Source organism: Pelomonas sp. Root1217, from assembly GCF_001425705.1.
In the GTDB taxonomy this organism is placed as follows: domain Bacteria; phylum Pseudomonadota; class Gammaproteobacteria; order Burkholderiales; family Burkholderiaceae_C; genus Pelomonas.
In genome coordinates, this window is record NZ_LMDC01000028.1 from 491,221 (window position 1) to 509,813 (window position 18,593).

The following is an 18,593-nucleotide window of genomic DNA, read 5'->3' on the forward strand; positions in this document are numbered from 1 at the left end:
AGCAGTAGGAATGCTGAATGCTGGAGATCGCCCCGCCGCGGCGCGAGCGCGCTGCGACGGGTGGGCGCCCCGCGGCGCGAGCGGGTTCAGCCGCGCCGTGTACGGACCGCAGCCGCCAGCTCGCGCAGCAGCGGCTCGGTCTGGCTCCAGCCCAGGCAGGCGTCGGTGATGGACACGCCGGGCTTCAGGTCCGCCTTGGTCTGGCCCTCGGCCAGGTCCTGGCGGCCGGGCTGCAGGTGGCTTTCGATCATGACGCCGGTGATGCGCGCGTCGCCCCCGGCGATCTGACCCGCGACGTCACGGCCGACATCGATCTGGCGCTCGTACTTCTTGCTCGAGTTGGCGTGCGAGAAGTCGATCATGACCTGCTCGCGCAGGCCCGAGGTCTTCAGCGCATCGCAGGCGGCGTTGACGGACGGCGCGTCGTAGTTGGGCGCCTTGCCGCCGCGCAGAATGACGTGGCAGTCCTCGTTGCCGCGCGTCTCGAAGATGGCGGCGGTGCCCATCTTGGTCATGCCCATGAAGGCGTGGGTGCTGCTGGCCGCCAGCACGGCGTCGCTGGCGACCTTGATGCCGCCGTCGGTGCCGTTCTTGAAGCCGACCGGGCAGGAGAGGCCCGAGGCCAGCTGGCGGTGGCTCTGGCTCTCGGTGGTGCGCGCGCCGATGGCGCCCCAGGCGATCAGGTCGGAGATGTACTGCGGCGACAGCAGGTCCAGGAACTCGGTGCCGGCCGGCAGGCCCAGGCCGTTGACGTCCAGCAGCAGCTGGCGGGCCAGGCGCAGGCCCTCGTTCATGTGGAAGCTGCCGTCCAGGCGCGGGTCGTTGATGTAGCCCTTCCACCCCACCGTCGTGCGCGGCTTCTCGAAGTAGACGCGCATGACGATCAACAGGTCCCCGCTCAGTTCCTCGCGCGCCGTCTTGAGCAGGCGGGCGTAGTCCATCGCCTGGTCGTGGTCGTGGATGGAGCAGGGGCCGACGATGACGAGCAGGCGGTCGTCGCGGCCATGCAGCACGTCGCTGATCTGCTTGCGGGCCTGCTCGACGAGTTCCAGCGTGGCGTCGGGAATCGGCAGTTCTTCCAGCAGCAGGGCCGGGCTGATCAGCGCGCGCACGGCGCCGATGCGGGTGTCGTCGGTGCGCGTGGTGTCGCGGGTTTCGTCGCGGGAGCCCGCTTCGCGGTCGTGGTGGGGATCGTCGAGAGGTTTCATGTGCGGGCTCCGGAGAAGCCCGCTATTTTCACCGCTTGGCAGCAGCGAAACAGACTGCCAGCGCAGAGAGCACAAAACCGGCGATGGCCAGGGGCTCCAGCCGCTCGCCCAGCAGCGCGAATCCCATCAGCGCCGACACGCCAGGAATCAGGAAGAAAAGCCGCGCCACCTGCCCTGCCTGACCGCGGCGGATCATGATGAACATCAGGCTGAAGGCGCCGATGGAGTTCACCAGGCCCAGCCACAACCACGAGCCGATCAGCTCGGGCGCCCAGTCAATGGCGAAATGCTCGGTCGGCCAGGCGACGGCGGCGACGGCCAGGGCTGAGACGGCCATCTGCACGCCGGCACCGCTGCGCAAGTCCATGTGGGCGCAGAAGCGCTTCTGGTAGAGCGTGCCGGCGACGAGGCCGAGCAGGCCCAGGCCGGCGACGGCGTAGGCAGTCCAGGCGCCGTTCAGCGGCTTGTCGGCGATGACCAGGGCCACACCCACCAGCCCGCCGAGCAGCGCCAGCATCTGCCGCTTGCCGATGTGTTCGGCCAGCCACAGATGCGCGCCCAGCGCCGTCGCCAGCGGCATCAGGCCGATCAGCAGCCCCGCCACGCCGGCGCTCAGGCCCCATTGCAAGGCGAAGTAGATGCAGGAGAAGTGCAGCACCTGCATCAGCAGGCCGACCACGGCGAGATGGGCCCAGCCGCGCAGCCGATGCGGCCATGGGGCGCCGGTGGTGGCTGCCACGGCGAGCAGCACGACGGCGGCCAGGCCGAAGCGCAGGGTGAGCAGGGTCAGCGGGCCGGTGTGCGGCAGGGCCAGCTTGCCGGCGACGTAGCCGCTGCTCCACAGCAGGATGAAGAGCAGCGGCAGGCTGGACGCGACGACGGCGCTCAGCAGACGTTCGATCGGGCCGGGCCGGAAGGACCGGGCCATGCAGGGCGACAGCGACGTGGTGGACATGGCAGCTCCTTGAAGGGATGGCTGCACTCTAGGAATCAACGATCCGGGACACAATCCGGTAGAAAGTCGATTCAGAGTTTCCAAATAGAGAACAAAAGGAGAACAGCCACCATGGGCCGCCTTGAAGACCTGCAAGCCTTTGCCCGCGTCGTCGATGCGCGCGGCTTCTCTGGCGCCGCACGCCTGCTGGGAACGACCAAGTCGGCCGTCAGCAAGCAGGTGGTGCGGCTGGAGGACCAACTCGGCACGCGGCTGCTGCACCGCACGACGCGCAGCGTCAGCCCGACCGCCGAGGGTCGGGCGGTCTACGAACGCGCGCTGCGCCTGCTCGACGATGCGCTGGCCCTGGAAACCGAACTGGCCGGCCGCCGCGACGAGCCGCGCGGCGTGCTGCGGCTGTCGGTATCGACCGCCTTCGGCAACCTGCAGTTCACGTCGCTGATGGCCGAGTTCTGCGCCAAGCACCCGCAGATCGACGTCGTGCTGGGCTTGAACGACCGCTATGTCGACCTGGCCGAGGAAGGCTTCGATGTCGTGCTGCGGCTGACGCACAAGCCCTCGGACGGCCTGGTGGCGCGGCGCCTTGCCGCGATCCGCTTCGTGCTTTGCGCCGCGCCCGCTTATCTCGCGGCCCATGGCGAGCCTCTTGCGGTCGCCGACATCGCCGGGCATCGCTGCCTACGTTTTGGCTATCTCCAGTCGCCCGACCGCTGGCGCTTCCGCCATGGCGCACAGGGCGAAGCCGAGGTCGAGACCCGCGGCGCCCTCCGCTTCGAGAGCGGGCTGACAGCCAACAGCAGCGAGTCCTTGCGCGTGGCGGCGCTGGCCGGCCTGGGCCTGGCCGTGCTGCCCACCTATGCCGTGGGTGCCGACCTGCGAGCCGGGCGGCTCAAGGCCGTGCTGCCGGACTGGCAGCCCGTCGGCGGCTTGGCGGATGCCAACACCCTCTACGCCGTCTACCTGCCCAGCCGCCACCCGGCACCCAAGGTGCGGGCGCTGATCGACTTCATGCTGGAGAAGATGGGCGACGTGCCGCCGTGGGACCGTGAAGAGACAATGGAAACATGCCCCTGATCCCCTACGCCTTGACCCGCCCCTTCCTGTTCGGCCTGGACCCCGAGCACGCCCACGAACTGACGCTGAACAGCATAGCCAGGCTGCAGAACACACCCGCGCAACTGCTGTGGTGCGGCGAGCGCATCAGCGACCCGGTGACGATCGCCGGCCTGCGCTTCCCGAACCGCATCGGCCTGGCCGCCGGGCTGGACAAGAACGGCCGCTGCATCGACGGCCTGGGCGCGATGGGCTTCGGCTTCATCGAAGTGGGCACCGTGACGCCCAAGGGCCAGCCCGGCAACGACAAACCGCGCATGTTCCGCCTGCCCGAGGCGAACGCGCTGATCAACCGCCTGGGCTTCAACAATGAAGGGCTTGCAAGCTTCATCGCCAACGTGAAGCGCGCCCACAGCTTCCGCAAGGCCGGCGGCATCCTCGGCCTGAACATCGGCAAGAACGCCGCGACGCCCATCGAGAACGCGGCGGACGACTATCTGCTCGGCCTGGAGGGCGTGCATCCGCATGCCGACTACATCACCGTCAACATCTCCAGCCCCAACACCAAGAACCTGCGCGCGCTGCAGAGTGACGAAGCATTGGATGCCTTGCTGGGCAAGCTGCAGCAGCGCAAGCAGCAACTCGACAACCAGAGCGGCCGGCGTGTGCCGATGTTCGTCAAGATCGCGCCCGATCTGGAGGAAGACCAGGTTGCCGTCATCGCCCAGACGCTGAAGGCCAATGGCATCGACGGCGTCATCGCGACGAACACGACGATCGCGCGCGACGCCGTGAAGGGCTTGCCTTATGCGAACGAGATGGGCGGCCTGTCCGGTGCCCCGGTCTTCGAGGCCAGCAACCTCATCATTCGCCTGCTGCGCGCCGCGCTGCCGGCGGGTTATCCCATCATCGGTGTGGGCGGCGTCATGAGCGGTGCCGATGCGCGCGCCAAGATCGACGCAGGCGCCGACCTTGTGCAGATCTACACCGGCCTCATCTACAGGGGCCCGGCCCTCGTCAGCGATTGCGCGAAGGCCCTGGCTCAGCGTTGAATATCGCCATGCGACTTGCCGCCCTCGCTCTGTGCACCGCTCTGTTCGCTGGCTGCGCGACGCCGGATCGCGATGCGCGGCTGCAGCCCGGCGTCAGCGGCGAGACGGAAGTCATTGCCCTGTATGGCCAACCGGTGCGCACCTGGCCCGAGGCTGACGGCGGCCGGACGCTTGAATATTCGAGCCAGCCGATGGGCCGGCACAGCTACATGGTTCGCCTGGCCACCGATGGCCGGCTGGTCCGCATCAAGGACGGCCTTTCCCCCGCCGGCCGCGCTCGCATCGAGCCCGGCATGACGCCCGAACAAGTCAGCCGCATCCTCGGCCGCGAGCGCAGCCGTGTGTTTTTCCGCCTCAGCGGCGAAGACGTCTGGGACTGGACCATCGAACCCGACCAGACCGGCTATGGCATGCGCTTCAACGTCCACTTCAAGGACGGTGTGGTCGTTCGCACGACGCAGAGCATGGTGTTCCCGAGCCGGCTCTTCCCGGGCCTCGATGACTGAGAGCGGCTCCGCTTTTCATGAAAAAGCCCTGGAGCCGCAAAGCTGCCAGGGCCTGAGGATCGCATTACCCGACTGCGCGCCTTGGGAGCGCGCAGCCAGATCACTGGCGATCAGGATTCGCGACGACGACGCGAGGCGAGGAAGCCGACGACGCCCAGCCCTGCGCCCAGCAGGGCGTAAGTCTCGGGTTCCGGCACCGCAGCCGCGACAGAGCTGATGGCGTACGTGGACGAGCCGGTAGCGCCACCCAGGACGGAGTAGTAGTAGCTGCCCGAACCCAGCGTCACGGTGTTTGCGGTGTTGAATCCCCAAGCGCCAACAAGGGAATCGTCACCGCCACCAATCATGTGGTCAGCTCCTGCGGAGTACAGCGTGTAAGCCGCACCCAAGAAGCTGCCAGGATTGGCGATCACGCTGCTGGTCAGCATGCTGCCGGCACCAAGCGAGAACGAAAAGGTGTCGAACACGGCGCCAGAGACGGTGTTGCCACCGACTTCAAACGCATCATGCGCCCCCCAGTTGAAGGAAGCAGCTTGGCTGCTGAGCGCGGTTAGAGCCACCACGGATGCGGCGGCGAGGTTTTTCAATTTCATTGCGTAGCTCCTGACTTTGGACGGTCAAGCACAACCGCCGGAAACCATTGTGCGGTGCAGCGAAGACTCTTGAAGGGTCTGCATACCCCTTGCACTAGGGACATCACGGACCGGGTTTGTAGCAACTTGTAAACGCCGCCCTAACGTTTGTCAGATGTGCACCAAGTCACGGCCGGCAAACACCTTTTTTGAGCGCGTGCACCTCATTCGGCCGTCAGCCGCGCGACCTTCTGCAGGCCGTCTACCGCTTTGCCCTTGCGGGCGCGTTTGCCTGCGTGGGCGGCCAAGGACTGGTTCTTCAGCAATTCCTCGCGCGGCTTGCCGCCGCGGCCGCTGCCGAGCACGCGCAGCTGGGTCGTGAAGCAGGCAACGGACACGATGCTGTCTTTGGCCTCCAGGTCCATCAGCATCAAGCCCTTGCCGCCCTTGGGCTGGTGCTTGAGTTCATCCAACGGGAAGCTCAGCAGGCGCCCCTGGGCGCTCAGCACGCCGAGTTGCAGTGCGACCGCATGGTTAGGCACGACGGCCAACAGCGGCAGCTCGCCGTCGTCGAGCGCAAGGAAGGTCTTGCCGGCCTTTTGGCGGCCGACCAGGTCGCCGATCTGGGCAATCAGGCCGTAGCCCGTCGAACCGGCGAAAACCAGGCGCTGGCTCGGCGCACCGGCCACGTAATGGGCGATCTGGCTGCCCGTCTCCAGCTCGATCATGGTCGTGATGGGCTGGCCATCGCCACGGCCACCCGGCAAGGTTGCGACCGGGACGGAATAGACGCGGCCGTTGCTGCCGACGACGATGAGCGGATCGACGCTGCGGCACCGGAAAGCGCCCCACAGCGTGTCGCCTGCCTTGAAGGTTTGGGCCGCGACGTCGACCTCGTGGCCCTTCAGCGCCCTCACCCAGCCCTTCTGGCTGACGATGACGGTGACCGGCTCGTCGACGATCTTCACTTCGGCGGTGACACGCTTCTCGGCCTGGATCAGCGTGCGGCGGTCGTCGCCGTACTGCTTGGCATCGGCCTCGATCTCCTTGACGACGGTGCGGCGCAGCGCCGCCGCCGAGCCCAGGATGTCCTCCAGCTTGGCGCGCTCGTCGCGCAGCTTGGAAAGTTCCTGCTCGATCTTGATGGCCTCCAGCCGCGCCAATTGACGCAGCCGGATTTCGAGGATGTCCTCGGCCTGGCGATCGCTGAGCTTGAAGTGCTCGATCAGCGCGGCCTTGGGCTCGTCCGACTCGCGAATGATGCGGATGACTTCGTCGATGTTCAACAGCACCAGCTGCCGGCCTTCGAGCACATGGATGCGGTCGTTGACATGGGCCAGGCGGTGCTCGGTGCGCCGGCGCACCGTCGTCTGGCGGAAACCCACCCACTCGACCAGCATCTCGCGCAGGCTCTTCTGCGTTGGCCGGCCGTCAGCGCCGATCATGGTCATGTTGACCGGCGCGCTGCTCTCCAGGCTGGTGTGAGCCAACAGCGTGTTGATGAGATCCTGCTGCTCGACGGTGCGGCTCTTGGGCTCGAAGACGATGCGAACAGCGGCGTCCTTGCTGGACTCATCGCGCACGCCGTCCAGAACCGCCAGCAGTCCGGCCTTGAGCTGCAACTGCTCGGCGGACAGCGTCTTCTTGCCGGCCTTGACCTTGGGGTTGGACAGCTCCTCGATCTCTTCAAGCACCTTCTGCGCGCTGGTGCCGTGGGGCAACTCGGTGACGACGAGCTGCCACTGGCCGCGTGCCAGGTCCTCGATCTTCCAGCGCGCGCGCACCTTGAGGCTGCCACGGCCCGACAGGTAGGCGGCGCGGATGTCTTCCGGCGCGCTGATGAGCTGGCCGCCGCCCGGGAAGTCGGGGCCGGGGATCAGGTCGAAGAGCGTGTCGTCGCTGAGCTTGTCGTCCCTCAGCAGGGCCACCGCCGCCGCCGCGACTTCGCGCAGGTTGTGGCTGGGGATCTCCGTCGCCAGGCCCACGGCGATACCGCTGGCGCCGTTCAACAACACGAAGGGCAACCGCGCCGGCAGCTCGACAGGTTCCTGCGTGGTGCCGTCGTAGTTGGCGCGGAAGTCCACCGTGCCTTCGTCGATCTCGTCCAGCACCAGGCGGGCGATGGGTGCCAGGCGCGCTTCCGTGTAGCGCATCGCCGCGGCGCCGTCGCCGTCGCGGCTGCCGAAGTTGCCGTGGCCGTCGATCAGCGGGTAGCGCAGCGAGAAGTCCTGCGCCATGCGCACCAACGCGTCGTAGACCGACTGGTCGCCATGCGGGTGGAAGTTGCCGAGCACATCGCCGACGACCTTGGCGCCCTTGACGGGCTTGGCGCCCGAGTTGCCGCTCCAGCCCAGGCCCAGGCGCTGCATCGCGTAGAGGATGCGGCGCTGCACGGGCTTTTGCCCGTCGGCATAGGACGGCAGCGCGCGCCCCTTGACGACGCTGAGCGCGTATTCGAGATAGGCCTGCTGGGCGTAGGCGCCCAGGGTCAGCGTGTTGTCGTCGCTGCCCTCGGCGGGCGGGTTGAAATCGATGGGGGTCTGGGAACTCATGGATGCAAGGTCAAACGCTGCGCGCGAGCCGGTTGGCTCTGCTGCAGCAGGGCCCAGTACAACTCGAGGACGAGATGCACATGGGCCTGGGTTTCGTCAATGTCGGGGACGCGGTTGCCTGCGCGGCGCACGGCGCCCTCGCCAGCATTCCAGGCCGCCAGAGCCGCATCGATGCGGCCGAAGCGTCGCATCAGGTCGGCCAGCATGCGCGCGCCCGTGTGGATGTTGATGCGGGGTTCGATCAGGCGCGCCGCATCTGCCGGCGTGGCGTAGCGGCTGGCCGTTTCGGGCGTGATCTGCATCAAGCCCACGGCGCCGCGAGGCGACACGGCGCTGCGTTGGTAGCCGGACTCGACGGCGATGATGGCCTTCAACAGGTCGGCGTCCACGCCATGCTGGGCGGCGGCCTCGCGCAGCCAGGGCTGCACAGCCTTCACTTCGGGCGCGATATCCAGCCAGTTCAGCAGCGCAAGGCCGGCGTCGGTCTTGCCTGGCACGCGCTGCATGCCGACACTGCCCAGCACGGGCGTGTAGCGGGCATTCAACTGGCGCGGCGCGAAGTGGGCCACGCCGGTCGCGTCAACATAGCCCCAGAGGTCGGCGTGGGCTGGCAGAGCCAGGGCGAGCAACAGCCAGGAGAGCCTCATGCCGCCTCCAGCCCAAGCGCCACGCGTGCCTGGTATTCCCGGTCCAGCAGCGACATGACGATCAGCGAGTCGTAGCCATCGGCGCCATCGGTGGTCACGCGCACACTTTCGCGCAGGCGGCCCTCCTCGACAAAGCCTTCGCTGCGGTAGAGCTCGAAGGCCCGCGTGTTCAGCGCCTTCACGTCCAGCCAGAAACGGTGGGACTTCAGCTGCGTGAAGGCCATGGCTTTCAACTGCCGCACTGCCGTCCGGCCCAGGCCGCGGCCCTTGGCTTGCAGCACCAGGCGCTTCAGCTCGACCGAGCCGTTCGGGTTGCGGCAGCCCTGCAGGATGACGAAGCCGATGCGCTCGAGCTCATCACCTTCCTCCAGCATGAAGTGACGCGAGTCGGGAAAGCGGATGGCGCCTTCATGCTGCGTGCGCTCCCAGGGCGTGATGAACGGCAGGTTGGCGCCGTCGCGCTCCAGCGAGACGACCCAGTCCAGGTCGGACAGCATGGTCGGGCGCAGGCGCAGGCTCATGGGTGCACCCTTCGGCCTGCGGCCTGTCCCGCCAAGCGGGAGCGAGCTTGCTTGGGGCGGCCCGGCGCTGCGCTCATGCGCCCTCAAACCCAGCCAGCACGGCGACGACATTGCGGCCGATGGCCTCGGTCGCGTAGCCGCCTTCCTGCAGGAACAGCGTCGGCGCGCCGAAGCGGGCAATGCGTTCGCCCATGCGGCGGAACTCGGGCTCGTCCAGCTTGAAGTGCGAGATCGGGTCGCCGCCGTAGGTGTCCACGCCGAGGGACACGATGAGCAGATCAGGTTGATAGGCGGTCAACCGTGCAAGCGCCACGTCCAGTGCGGCGAACCAGTCGTCGTTGGCCACACCCACCGGCAGCGGGAAGTTGGCATTGAAGCCGACGCCCTCGCCTGCGCCGGTCTCGTCGGCATGGCCGAGGAAGAACGGGTACTCGGTGCGCGGGTCGCCGTGGAGGCTGGCGAAAAAAACGTCGGCGCGGTCGTAGAAGATGGCCTGGGTGCCATTGCCATGGTGGTAGTCCACGTCCAGGATGGCGACGCGTGCCAGGCCGGCGTCGCGTGCAGCCTGGGCGGCGACCGCGGCGTTGTTGATGAAACAGTAGCCGCCGAAGAAGTCGGCGCCAGCGTGGTGGCCGGGCGGGCGCGTGAGGCAATACGCCGCGCGCTGGCCGCCGAGCACGAGATCCAGTGCCGTCAACGATGCCTGCGCGCCGGCATAGGCCGCCGCCCAGCTGCCAGCCGTCAGCGGCGTGCCACTGTCCATCGAATACAGCCCCATGCGGGCCGCAAAGCTCGCCGGCTCGACATCGCTGCGCAGTGAGCGCACGGGCCAGACGGCCGGGAAAGCATCGCCGTCGCCACCCGTGGCCAGCCATTCGGCGTGGGCGCCCTCGACGAAGTTCAGGTAGCGCGTGGCATGCACTCGCTCCAGCGGCGCGCGGCCGTGGTCCACCGGCGCCAGCACTTCACCCAAGCCAGCCGTTTGCACGGCCTGCAGGATGTAGTCGGCCCGCGCCGGGATCTCGAACGCCGGCACCAGGCGGCCGCGGAAGAACTCATGCGTTGCCGCATGGGCCGTGTGGCTGGCGTTGTAGACCGTCTGCATCAGACGTCCACCTCCACAGCGTCGCCATGCAACTCCATCAGCTCGCGGCGCGACGCCGCCTCGCCCTTGCCCATCAGCTTGTTGAAGGACTCCACCGTCGCGGCAAAGTCGAGCTGGCCGTACTCGACGCGCGACAGGCGTCGCGTCTCCGGATTCAGCGTCGTGTCCCACAGTTGCTCGGCGTTCATCTCGCCCAGGCCCTTGAAGCGGCTGATGCTCCAGCTGCCTTCACGGGCGCCTTCCTTGCGCAGCTTGTCCAGCGTCGCGGTCAGCTCGCCGTCGTCCAGGGCGTAGAGCTTGGCGGCGGGCTTCTTGCCACGCGCCGGCGCATCGACGCGGTACAGCGGCGGGCGGGCGACGAACACATGGCCGGTCTCGACCAGCTTGGGGAAATGGCGGAAGAACAGTGTCAGCAACAGCACCTGGATGTGCGAGCCGTCCACGTCGGCGTCTGACAGGATGCAGACCTTGCCGTAGCGCAGGCCGCTGAGGTCGGGCGTGTCATTGGGGCCATGCGGGTCCACGCCCAGCGCCACCGAAATGTCGTGGATCTCGTTGTTCTTGAACAGCAGATCGCGTTCGACCTCCCAGGAGTTCAGCACCTTGCCACGCAGCGGCAGGATGGCCTGGGTCTCCTTGTCGCGGCCCATCTTGGCGCTGCCGCCGGCCGAGTCGCCCTCGACGAGGAAGACCTCGTTGTGCAGCAGGTCGCGGCTCTCGCAGTCGGTCAGCTTGCCGGGCAGCACAGCCACACCGGAGCCCTTGCGCTTTTCAACTTTCTGACTGGCGCGTTGCCGAGTTTGTGCCTGCTTGATGACCAGCTCGGCCAGCTTCTTGCCGTGGTCCACATGGTGGTTCAGCCACAGCTCCAGCGCCGGCTTCACGTAGGCCGACACCAGCCGCAGCGCATCACGCGAGTTCAGTCTCTCCTTGGTCTGGCCCTGGAACTGCGGGTCCAGCACCTTGGCGGACAGTACGAAGCTCGCGCGCGAGAACACGTCGTCAGGCATCAGCTTGACGCCCTTGGGCAGCAGCGAGTGCATCTCGATGAAGCCTTTGACCGCGCCGAACAGGCCGTCCTTCAGCCCCGACTCATGCGTGCCGCCGGCCACCGTCGGGATCAGGTTCACATAGCTTTCGCGCAGCGGCGCGCCGTCCTCCGTGAAGGCCACGCACCAGGCGGCGCCCTCGCCCTCGGCAAAGTTCTCGCTCTCGCCAGCGGTGGCAAAGCCCTCGCCTTCGAACAGCGGGATCAACGGGTCGCTGGTGAGCGACTGCGCCAGGTAGTCGCGCAGTCCGGCCTTGTAGAGCCACGTCGTCGTCTCGCCGGTCTTCTCTATCTTCAGCGTGACGGTCACGCCGGGCATCAGCACGGCCTTGGAACGCAGCAGGTGCACCAATTCGTGCCTGGGCAGCTCGACGCTCTCGAAGTATTTGGCCTCGGGCCAGACACGCACCGTCGTGCCCTGCTTGCGGTCACCGCTGGCGGCGGGGCGGGTGACGACCTGCTGCACCACGTCGCCATGCTCGAAGGCGATGCCGGCGACCTGCTTGTCGCGCCAGACGGCCACTTCGAGCCGCTTGGCCAGCGCATTGGTCACCGACACGCCCACGCCGTGCAGACCACCGGAGAAGCTGTAGGCGCCGCCTGAGCCCTTGTCGAACTTGCCGCCGGCGTGCAGGCGGGTGAAAACGATCTCGACGACCGGCACGCCTTCCTCGGGGTGCAGGCCGAAGGGAATGCCGCGGCCATCGTCGGCGACTGACACGGACCCATCGACATGCATCGTCACGTCGATGCGCTTGCCAAAACCGCCCAGCGCCTCGTCGGCGGCGTTGTCGATGACCTCCTGGATGCAGTGCAGCGGGTTTTCGGTACGGGTGTACATGCCCGGCCGTTGCTTGACGGGTTCCAGGCCCTTGAGAACGCGGATGGAAGCTTCGCCATAAGCGGCAGGTGCAGCGGCGGGAGAGGAAGACGGACGGCTCGACATAGGGGCGGGATTCTATGGATGCGCTCGGGGCTAGGATTCGCGGCCCCCGACGAGCGAGTGTTCGAGCTTGAGATTCCTGACTGCCTTTTTGCTGCTGGCCTGTGGAGTCGCACAGGCCCAAGGCCCCTCCCAGCCGCCCTACCAGGCCAGCGCCCCGCTGTCCTGGGAACTGAAGAATGCGCGCTGGTTCGACGGCCAGAAGATCCAGCGCGGCAGCCTTTACGTCGAAAACGGCGTCTTCGTCACCAGGAAGCCGGCCAAGGTCAACCGCAAGATGGACATCCATGGCCAGCAAGTCCTGATCAACCCGCTGGCCGAGGCGCACAACCACAATTTGCAGACCGCCTGGGGCTGGGGCCAGTACGCGCAGAGCTATCTGGACGAGGGCGTGTTCTACGCCGCCATGCTGTGTGGCGACCCGCAGAGCGTCGCCGAGGTCAAGCCGCTGACCGCCACGCCCGCAGCACCGGATGTCAGCTTCGTGACCGCCTGCATCACGTCCAGCGACGGCTACCCATTGGCGGCCATGCTGCCCGAACCCAGCGCCGAGGCTGCCGCAGCGCAGAAGCAGATCATCCTCGTCGACACCCCCGAGCAGGCGCTCAGCGCATGGCCGGCCATCAAAGGCCGCGGCGGCAACTGGCTGCGCATCGTGCTGGCGCACAGCGAGCGCCCCGAGCTGCGCGGCCGACCGGAGATGTTCGGCCGCCTGGGCCTGACGCCCGAAACCGCCAGCGCGCTGACGCGGCTGGCCCGCGCGGACGGCCGGCGCGTCGTCGCCCATGTGGAAACCGCGGCTGATTTCGACGCCGCGCTGGCCGCCGGCGTCGACGCCATCGCCCACCTGCCCGGCTACGCCAACACGCTGGACGAGGCGCCCGAGCGCTTCGCCATCAGCGAGGCCGCCGCCGCCCAGGCCGCCCGCCAGCACACCGCCGTCATCACGACGACGGCCGCCACCGCGCTCTTCAAGCTCGACCCCGCAACCCTGACCGCGCTGCGGGAGGTGCAGCGAGCCAATCTGGCACGGCTGCTGGCAGCGGGCGTGCAGCTGCTGGTGGGTTCCGACGTCTTCGTCGGTACCGGCCGGGCCGAGCTGCACGCGCTGGACGAACTCGGCGTGGACCGTGCGACGCTGTTGCGCCTGGCCACGCGCGATACGCCGCAGGCGCTGTTCCCGGGCCGCAAGCTCGGCTGCTTCGACCCCGGCTGCGAGGCCAGCTTCCTGGTGCTGGGCGCCGACCCGCTGGCCGACCTGGCCACGATCGACATGCCGCTGCTGCGCGTCAAGCAGGGCCGGTTGCTGACGCGGCTGGCAGACGTGGCCGCCGCCAGTTCCCAGGCCAGCACCTCCACGGCAGACCCGCCCAAAGCCACGGCCAAGAAGAAGACCGGCAAGGGCAAAGCCCAAAGCAAAGCGCCCAGCAAGGCCAAACGACGCTGATTACAGTCGCCGCATGAATACCCCCCGCACCGCTTCCACCGGCCTGTCAGTCCAGCAAGTGCTGCTTTGCGGCGCCATGATCGTCACGCTGTCGATGGGCATCCGCCACGGCTTCGGCTTCTGGTTGCAGCCCATCATCACGGAGCGCGGCTGGACGCGCGAGACCTTCTCCTTCGCGATGGCCGTGCAGAACCTCTCCTGGGGCATTGCGGGGCCGATTGCCGGCATGCTGGCCGACCGCTTCGGCGCCTGGAAGGTGCTGATCGCCGGCGGCCTGACCTATGCCTGCGGCTTGCTGCTGATGGCCGTGACCAGCCACCCGCTGAGCTTCACCCTCGGTGCCGGCGTGCTGATCGGCATTGCCCAGTCGGGCTCGACCTATGCCGTCATCTACGGCGTGCTGGGCCGCACGGTGTCGCCGGAGAAGCGCTCCTGGGCCTTCGGCGTTGCGGCAGCGGCAGGCTCCTTCGGCCAGTTCGTCATGATCCCCGTCGAGACCTGGCTGATCAGCCATCTCGGCTGGCAGGGCGCCCTGTGGCTCCTGGCCGGCGCGGCGTTGCTGATCCTGCCGCTGGCCCTGGGCATGCGCGAGCGCAGCGTGGCCGCCTTCAGCGGCGCCCACCAGAGCATCGGCCAGGCCCTGCGCGAGGCCTTCGGCTACCGCAGCTTCCAGCTGCTGATGCTGGGCTATTTCGTCTGCGGCTTCCAGGTCGTCTTCATCGGCGTGCATCTGCCGAGCTATCTGAAGGACCATGGCCTGGGGATCGGCGTGTCCACCGGCGCGCTGATGCTGATCGGCCTGTTCAACATCTTCGGCACCTATGCCGCGGGCATGCTGGGCCAGCGCTTCCCGAAGCGCTACCTGCTGTCGGCCATCTACGGGCTGCGCGCGGTGGCCATCGTCATCTTCATCTCGGTGCCGCTGACGCCATTGAGCGTCTACGTCTTCGCCGCGGTCATCGGTTTCCTGTGGCTGTCGACCGTGCCGCCGACCAATGCCGTCGTCGCGCAGATCTTCGGCGCCCAGCATCTGTCCATGCTTGGCGGCTTCGTCTTCCTGAGCCACCAGGTGGGCAGCTTCCTGGGCGTGTGGCTGGGCGGCAAGCTCTACGACGCGACCGGCAGCTATGACGTCGTCTGGTGGCTGGCGGTGGCCCTGGGGCTGATGGCCATGCTGGCCAATCTGCCGGTGCGTGAGACACCCATCCTGAGGGCTCAGCCAGCATGAAGCCGCGACGCTGGATCCTGCCAGTGCTGGGCATCGCCGCCCTCGCGGCAACGGTGCTGGCCTACCGCCACCCTGCCGTCATGATCCAGCTCAGCGAGCAGATCTGGGCCTGCTTCGGATGAGCCGCACGCCCTCGGCGTGGCTGCAGCGCTTCGCACCCCATCCACCCGGCACGGCGCTGGACGTGGCCTGTGGCTCGGGTCGCAACCTGAGCTGGCTGGCCGCGGCCGGCTGGCAGGTGACCGGCGTCGACCGTGACGCAGTCGCCACGGCACCCTTGCAAAGCCTTGCAAAGATCGTGGTGGCGGACATCGAGAACGCTCCCTGGCCTTTGCCGTCGATGGCTTTCGATCTGGTGGTCGTTTGCAACTATCTGTGGCGGCCGCTGTTCGACACCATCAAATCGGCCGTCAAACCCGGCGGCTGGCTGATCTGGGAAACCTTCGCCGACGGCCAGCAGACCATCGGCCGGCCATCACGGCCCGACTTCCTGCTGCAGCGGGGCGAACTGCTGCGCGTCTGTGGCGACTGGCGCATCGTGGCTTACGAAGACCTGTTCGAAGACACCGTCAACCCGCGCTTTGTGCAGCGCGTTGCGGCGATCCGGCCGCCGGTCCCCTGATCCAGGCGGCCTAAAATCGCTCGATTCACTCAGACTCTCCCACCATGAAGCCCATCCTCGGCAGCATCGTCGCCCTCGTCACCCCGATGAACGAGGACGGCAGCATCGACTACCCGGCCCTGCGCCGCCTGATCGACTGGCATGTCGAGGAAGGCACGGCCTGCGTCGGCGTCGTCGGCACCACGGGCGAGTCGCCCACCGTCAGCATGGAAGAGAACCGCGAGATCATTCGCGTCGCGGTCGAGCATGCCAAGGGCCGCATTCCCATCCTGGCAGGCACCGGCGCCAACTCCACCGCCGAGGCCGTCGAGCTCAGCCGCTATGCCAAGGAGGTCGGCGCGGACTGCACGCTGTCCGTCGTGCCCTACTACAACAAGCCCTCGCAGGAAGGCATCTACCAGCACTTCAAGGCGATTGCCGAGGCCGTGGACATCCCCATGATGCTCTACAACGTGCCCGGCCGCACCGTCGCCGATCTGCTGCCCGAAACCACGCTGCGCTGCGCCACGCTGCCCGGCGTCTTCGGCATCAAGGAAGCCACCGGCAACATCGAGCGCGCCGCGTTCCTCATCAAGCACGCGCCCGAAGGCTTCCACATCTACTCAGGAGACGACGGCACCGCCGTCGCGCTGATGCTGCTCGGCGGCCACGGCAACGTCAGCGTGACGGCCAACGTCGCGCCGCGCCAGATGGCCGAGCTGTGCCGCCTCGCCATCGAAGGCAATGCCGTCGAGGCCCGCAAGGTCCATCTCAAACTGCTTGGCCTGCACAAGCAGCTGTTCTGCGAGCCCAGCCCTGGCCCGGCCAAGTGGGCGCTGTCGCGCCTGGGCCGCTGCGGCGCTGCGCTGCGCCTGCCGATCACGCCGCTGACGGCCGCCGGCCAAGCCAGCGTCGGCCAGGCCATGGTCGAAGCCGGATTGCTCTGAAGGCTCTGGTCTAATGCGCGGCTGCGCCGGCCTCGACCGGCGTCTTTGTTCCCCGGAGATTTCCAGCGTGATGTCTGTTTCCTCGCTCCGCCCTACGGCGACCCGTCTGGCCTGCACGGCCTTTGTCCTGTCGCTCGCCGGCTGCAGCACCATCGACAGCATGTTCTCGACGGACAAGGTCGACTACCGCGCCGCTTCGCGCCAGACCCAGGGCCTGGACATTCCGCCCGACCTGACCCAGCTCGCCAAGGACAACCGCGCCCAAGTGCAAGGCGGCTCCATCACCGCCTCGGCGCTGTCAGCGGTCAAGCCGGCGAATTCGACCAATGCCCAGTCGCTGGTCTCCGGCAGCGTCGCCGCCAATGCGGCCGGCGATGTTCGCCTCGAGCGCAGCGGCGCCGAGCGCTGGCTGCACACCTCGGCTTCGCCCGAGCAGCTCTGGCCGCAGATCCGCAGCTTCTGGCGGGAACGCGGCCTTGAAGTCGTCAAGGAGCAGCCCGAGGTCGGTGTCATGGAGACCAACTGGGGCGAGAACCGCGCCAAGCTGCCCCAGGACTTCATCCGCTCCACCATCGGCAAGGTCTTCGACGGCCTGTACTCCACCGGTGAGCGCGACATGTACCGCACCCGTGTGGAACGCAGCGCGAGCGGTACCGACATCTTCATCAGCCACCGCGGCATGCAGGAGGTCTACACCTCCCAGGGCCGTGATTCGACCGCCTGGCAGAACCGCCCGGCCGACCCCTATCTCGAAGCCGAGATGCTGTCGCGCCTGATGCTCAAGCTCGGCGGCAAGGAAGACACTGCCAAGGCCATCGTCGCCGAAGCGGGCTCGCCCGCCGCAGCCACGACACCGAGCACGATCAAGGTCGGCGGCGACACCCCACGTGTCCGCCGCCCGCTGTCCGAAGTGCCTGAGAGCCTTGCCGTCAATGACGGATTCGACCGCGCCTGGCGCCGTGTCGGCCTGTCGCTGGACCGTCATGGCTTCACCATCGAAGACCGTGACCGCGCTGCTGGCCTCTTCTATCTGCGCTACGCCGACCCCGAGCAGGCCGGCAAGGACGAGCCCAACTTCTTCCAGCGCCTGTTCGGCGCCAAGGCCGGCGCGCCGGTGCGCTATCGCGTTTCGGTCAAGGCAGACGGAGTCAAGAGCACGGTGCGCGTGCTAGACGACCGCGGCCAGGCCATTGCGGACGACAACGCCAAGCGCATCCTGTCGTTGCTGATGGACGACCTGAAATAAGACCACCCCTACCGGCTTCGCCGGCCCCTCAAGGGGCGCTCCAAGCAGCCCGGCAAAGCCGGATCTACTGGAGCCACTCGGTGAAGATCAGGTTGTTTCGATGAACCGCCCGTTTCCCGCTGCAATGCTCAAAGGAGCGTTCGCGTGATGCGCTTTTGCAGCCTCGGCAGCGGCAGCGGAGGCAACTCGACCCTGATTGAGGCCAGCCAGGGCATCACGAGCACGCGGTTGCTCGTCGATGCTGGCTTCAGCGTGCGCGAACTCGTCAAACGCCTCGCCCGCGCCGGCAGTGCGCCCGAGGATGTCGATGCCGTCTTCATTACCCACGAGCACGGCGACCACATCGGTTGCGCACTCGCCTTCGCGATGCGCTACCGAATCCCGCTGGTCATGAGCCGTGGCACCTGGCGGGCGGTTGGCAACGCCGACTTCGATCCCGGTTTGCTGCGCATCGCCAAGGACGGCGAGGCCATGGCATTGGGCGACATGGATTTGCGGCCCTTCTCAGTGCCGCATGACGCCAACGAGCCGCTGCAACTGGTGCTGGACGACGGCGCGCTGCGCTTGGGGGTTGTCACCGACCTGGGCTGTGCACCGGCAAGCGTGGCCCAAGCGCTGGCGGGCTGCCAGGCGCTGCTGCTGGAATGCAACCACGACGAAGGCATGCTGCGCACCGGGCCCTATCACCCGGCGTTGAAAAAGCGCATTCTGGGCAGCCATGGCCATCTGTCGAATGCCGCGGCGGCCGATCTGTTGGCTCGCTGCCTGCATACGGGTTTGAAGACTGTGGCCGCAGCCCATCTCAGCGAACACAACAACACGCCCGAACTGGCGCGCGCCGCGTTGACCAGAATCCTCGGCGATGCGCAATCAGATATTCGCATCGCCCATCCCACATTGGGTTTGGATTGGATGTCGCTGAACTGAGCCAGGCCGCTCGATCGCATCACGCAAAGTTTTGT

The 18,593-nt window shown here is 67.4% G+C and carries 18 protein-coding genes; 10 read left to right on the forward strand and 8 right to left on the reverse strand.

The window, feature by feature from the left end; genetic code table 11:
- Positions 1-86: 86 nt before the first annotated feature.
- On the reverse strand, positions 87-1,208 hold the full coding sequence (locus ASC95_RS22245; RefSeq protein WP_057299874.1) for a 3-deoxy-7-phosphoheptulonate synthase: 1,122 nt from the start codon (positions 1,206-1,208) through the stop codon (positions 87-89).
- A 28-nt stretch (positions 1,209-1,236) separates the two neighbouring features.
- A complete protein-coding gene (locus ASC95_RS22250) occupies positions 1,237-2,163 on the reverse strand; it encodes a DMT family transporter (protein WP_082568013.1) in 927 nt (308 codons plus the stop codon).
- A 111-nt stretch (positions 2,164-2,274) separates the two neighbouring features.
- Here ASC95_RS22250 and ASC95_RS22255 point away from each other — a divergent pair, with 111 nt between their 5' ends.
- Genes ASC95_RS22255 through ASC95_RS22265 form a run of 3 tightly spaced genes read left to right on the forward strand, consistent with a single transcriptional unit; the run spans position 2,275 to position 4,774 of the window.
- The gene (locus ASC95_RS22255; RefSeq protein ID WP_057299875.1) at positions 2,275-3,237 is read left to right on the forward strand and encodes a LysR family transcriptional regulator; all 963 of its coding nucleotides are present in this window, start codon (positions 2,275-2,277) and stop codon (positions 3,235-3,237) included.
- Positions 3,228-4,268 (forward strand): quinone-dependent dihydroorotate dehydrogenase, encoded by a 1,041-nt coding sequence (locus tag ASC95_RS22260; RefSeq protein WP_057299876.1) that lies wholly within the window; start codon positions 3,228-3,230, stop codon positions 4,266-4,268. Before ASC95_RS22255 ends, ASC95_RS22260 begins: the two co-directional genes overlap by 10 nt.
- 8 nt (positions 4,269-4,276) lie before the next feature.
- The gene (locus ASC95_RS22265; protein WP_057299877.1) at positions 4,277-4,774 is read left to right on the forward strand and encodes a hypothetical protein; all 498 of its coding nucleotides are present in this window, start codon (positions 4,277-4,279) and stop codon (positions 4,772-4,774) included.
- Positions 4,775-4,884: 110 nt separating this feature from the next.
- Here ASC95_RS22265 and ASC95_RS22270 read toward each other — a convergent pair whose 3' ends face one another.
- From ASC95_RS22270 to ASC95_RS22295, 6 genes are all read right to left on the reverse strand, one after another.
- Positions 4,885-5,367 (reverse strand): FxDxF family PEP-CTERM protein, encoded by a 483-nt coding sequence (locus tag ASC95_RS22270; protein WP_082568014.1) that lies wholly within the window; start codon positions 5,365-5,367, stop codon positions 4,885-4,887.
- Positions 5,368-5,570: 203 nt separating this feature from the next.
- Positions 5,571-7,898, reverse strand: coding sequence for a DNA topoisomerase IV subunit A (gene parC / locus ASC95_RS22275; RefSeq protein WP_057299879.1), 2,328 nt, complete (start codon positions 7,896-7,898; stop codon positions 5,571-5,573).
- Complete coding sequence (locus ASC95_RS22280; protein ID WP_057299880.1) at positions 7,895-8,545, reverse strand: lytic transglycosylase domain-containing protein; 651 nt, start codon at positions 8,543-8,545, stop codon at positions 7,895-7,897. The genes parC and ASC95_RS22280 overlap by 4 nt, the downstream gene beginning before the upstream one ends.
- Positions 8,542-9,066 (reverse strand): GNAT family N-acetyltransferase, encoded by a 525-nt coding sequence (locus ASC95_RS22285; RefSeq protein WP_057299881.1) that lies wholly within the window; start codon positions 9,064-9,066, stop codon positions 8,542-8,544. The genes ASC95_RS22280 and ASC95_RS22285 overlap by 4 nt, the downstream gene beginning before the upstream one ends.
- Before the next feature lie 73 nt (positions 9,067-9,139).
- Positions 9,140-10,171 carry a histone deacetylase family protein gene (locus ASC95_RS22290; RefSeq protein ID WP_057299882.1) on the reverse strand — a complete coding sequence of 344 codons (1,032 nt, stop codon included), beginning with the start codon at positions 10,169-10,171 and terminating at the stop codon, positions 9,140-9,142.
- Positions 10,171-12,165 carry a DNA topoisomerase IV subunit B gene (locus ASC95_RS22295; protein ID WP_057299883.1) on the reverse strand — a complete coding sequence of 665 codons (1,995 nt, stop codon included), beginning with the start codon at positions 12,163-12,165 and terminating at the stop codon, positions 10,171-10,173. Before ASC95_RS22295 ends, ASC95_RS22290 begins: the two co-directional genes overlap by 1 nt.
- A gap of 67 nt (positions 12,166-12,232) precedes the next feature.
- Here ASC95_RS22295 and ASC95_RS22300 point away from each other — a divergent pair, with 67 nt between their 5' ends.
- The 7 genes from ASC95_RS22300 (at position 12,233) to ASC95_RS22325 (ending at position 18,558) form a co-directional block, all read left to right on the forward strand.
- Complete coding sequence (locus ASC95_RS22300; RefSeq protein WP_157256454.1) at positions 12,233-13,609, forward strand: amidohydrolase family protein; 1,377 nt, start codon at positions 12,233-12,235, stop codon at positions 13,607-13,609.
- Positions 13,610-13,622: 13 nt separating this feature from the next.
- Positions 13,623-14,837: an MFS transporter gene (locus tag ASC95_RS22305; RefSeq protein WP_057299885.1), complete on the forward strand. Its 1,215-nt coding sequence runs from the start codon at positions 13,623-13,625 to the stop codon at positions 14,835-14,837.
- Positions 14,834-14,959, forward strand: coding sequence for a hypothetical protein (locus ASC95_RS32280; protein WP_255355277.1), 126 nt, complete (start codon positions 14,834-14,836; stop codon positions 14,957-14,959). The genes ASC95_RS22305 and ASC95_RS32280 overlap by 4 nt, the downstream gene beginning before the upstream one ends.
- A complete protein-coding gene (locus tag ASC95_RS22310; protein WP_057299886.1) occupies positions 14,956-15,459 on the forward strand; it encodes a bifunctional 2-polyprenyl-6-hydroxyphenol methylase/3-demethylubiquinol 3-O-methyltransferase UbiG in 504 nt (167 codons plus the stop codon). The genes ASC95_RS32280 and ASC95_RS22310 overlap by 4 nt, the downstream gene beginning before the upstream one ends.
- 44 nt (positions 15,460-15,503) lie before the next feature.
- The gene (dapA, locus tag ASC95_RS22315) at positions 15,504-16,385 is read left to right on the forward strand and encodes a 4-hydroxy-tetrahydrodipicolinate synthase (RefSeq protein WP_057299887.1); all 882 of its coding nucleotides are present in this window, start codon (positions 15,504-15,506) and stop codon (positions 16,383-16,385) included.
- A 70-nt stretch (positions 16,386-16,455) separates the two neighbouring features.
- Entirely contained in the window at positions 16,456-17,631 is a 1,176-nt protein-coding gene (gene bamC, locus ASC95_RS22320; protein ID WP_057299888.1) for an outer membrane protein assembly factor BamC, read from the forward strand.
- A 147-nt stretch (positions 17,632-17,778) separates the two neighbouring features.
- Complete coding sequence (locus ASC95_RS22325; RefSeq protein ID WP_057299889.1) at positions 17,779-18,558, forward strand: MBL fold metallo-hydrolase; 780 nt, start codon at positions 17,779-17,781, stop codon at positions 18,556-18,558.
- The last annotated feature ends 35 nt before the right edge of the window (positions 18,559-18,593 follow it).

Excerpts from the sequence above, each read along its gene's own strand:
- ASC95_RS22245 (WP_057299874.1), bottom strand. The coding sequence starts at position 1,208 with ATGAAACCTCTCGACGATCCCCACCACGACCGCGAAGCGGGCTCCCGC.
- ASC95_RS22250 (WP_082568013.1), bottom strand. The coding sequence starts at position 2,163 with ATGTCCACCACGTCGCTGTCGCCCTGCATGGCCCGGTCCTTCCGGCCC.
- ASC95_RS22255 (WP_057299875.1), top strand. The coding sequence starts at position 2,275 with ATGGGCCGCCTTGAAGACCTGCAAGCCTTTGCCCGCGTCGTCGATGCG.
- ASC95_RS22260 (WP_057299876.1), top strand. The coding sequence starts at position 3,228 with ATGCCCCTGATCCCCTACGCCTTGACCCGCCCCTTCCTGTTCGGCCTG.
- ASC95_RS22265 (WP_057299877.1), top strand. The coding sequence starts at position 4,277 with ATGCGACTTGCCGCCCTCGCTCTGTGCACCGCTCTGTTCGCTGGCTGC.
- ASC95_RS22270 (WP_082568014.1), bottom strand. The coding sequence starts at position 5,367 with ATGAAATTGAAAAACCTCGCCGCCGCATCCGTGGTGGCTCTAACCGCG.
- parC (WP_057299879.1), bottom strand. The coding sequence starts at position 7,898 with ATGAGTTCCCAGACCCCCATCGATTTCAACCCGCCCGCCGAGGGCAGC.
- ASC95_RS22280 (WP_057299880.1), bottom strand. The coding sequence starts at position 8,545 with ATGAGGCTCTCCTGGCTGTTGCTCGCCCTGGCTCTGCCAGCCCACGCC.
- ASC95_RS22285 (WP_057299881.1), bottom strand. The coding sequence starts at position 9,066 with ATGAGCCTGCGCCTGCGCCCGACCATGCTGTCCGACCTGGACTGGGTC.
- ASC95_RS22290 (WP_057299882.1), bottom strand. The coding sequence starts at position 10,171 with ATGCAGACGGTCTACAACGCCAGCCACACGGCCCATGCGGCAACGCAT.
- ASC95_RS22295 (WP_057299883.1), bottom strand. The coding sequence starts at position 12,165 with ATGTCGAGCCGTCCGTCTTCCTCTCCCGCCGCTGCACCTGCCGCTTAT.
- ASC95_RS22305 (WP_057299885.1), top strand. The coding sequence starts at position 13,623 with ATGAATACCCCCCGCACCGCTTCCACCGGCCTGTCAGTCCAGCAAGTG.
- ASC95_RS32280 (WP_255355277.1), top strand. The coding sequence starts at position 14,834 with ATGAAGCCGCGACGCTGGATCCTGCCAGTGCTGGGCATCGCCGCCCTC.
- ASC95_RS22310 (WP_057299886.1), top strand. The coding sequence starts at position 14,956 with ATGAGCCGCACGCCCTCGGCGTGGCTGCAGCGCTTCGCACCCCATCCA.
- dapA (WP_057299887.1), top strand. The coding sequence starts at position 15,504 with ATGAAGCCCATCCTCGGCAGCATCGTCGCCCTCGTCACCCCGATGAAC.
- bamC (WP_057299888.1), top strand. The coding sequence starts at position 16,456 with ATGTCTGTTTCCTCGCTCCGCCCTACGGCGACCCGTCTGGCCTGCACG.
- ASC95_RS22325 (WP_057299889.1), top strand. The coding sequence starts at position 17,779 with ATGCGCTTTTGCAGCCTCGGCAGCGGCAGCGGAGGCAACTCGACCCTG.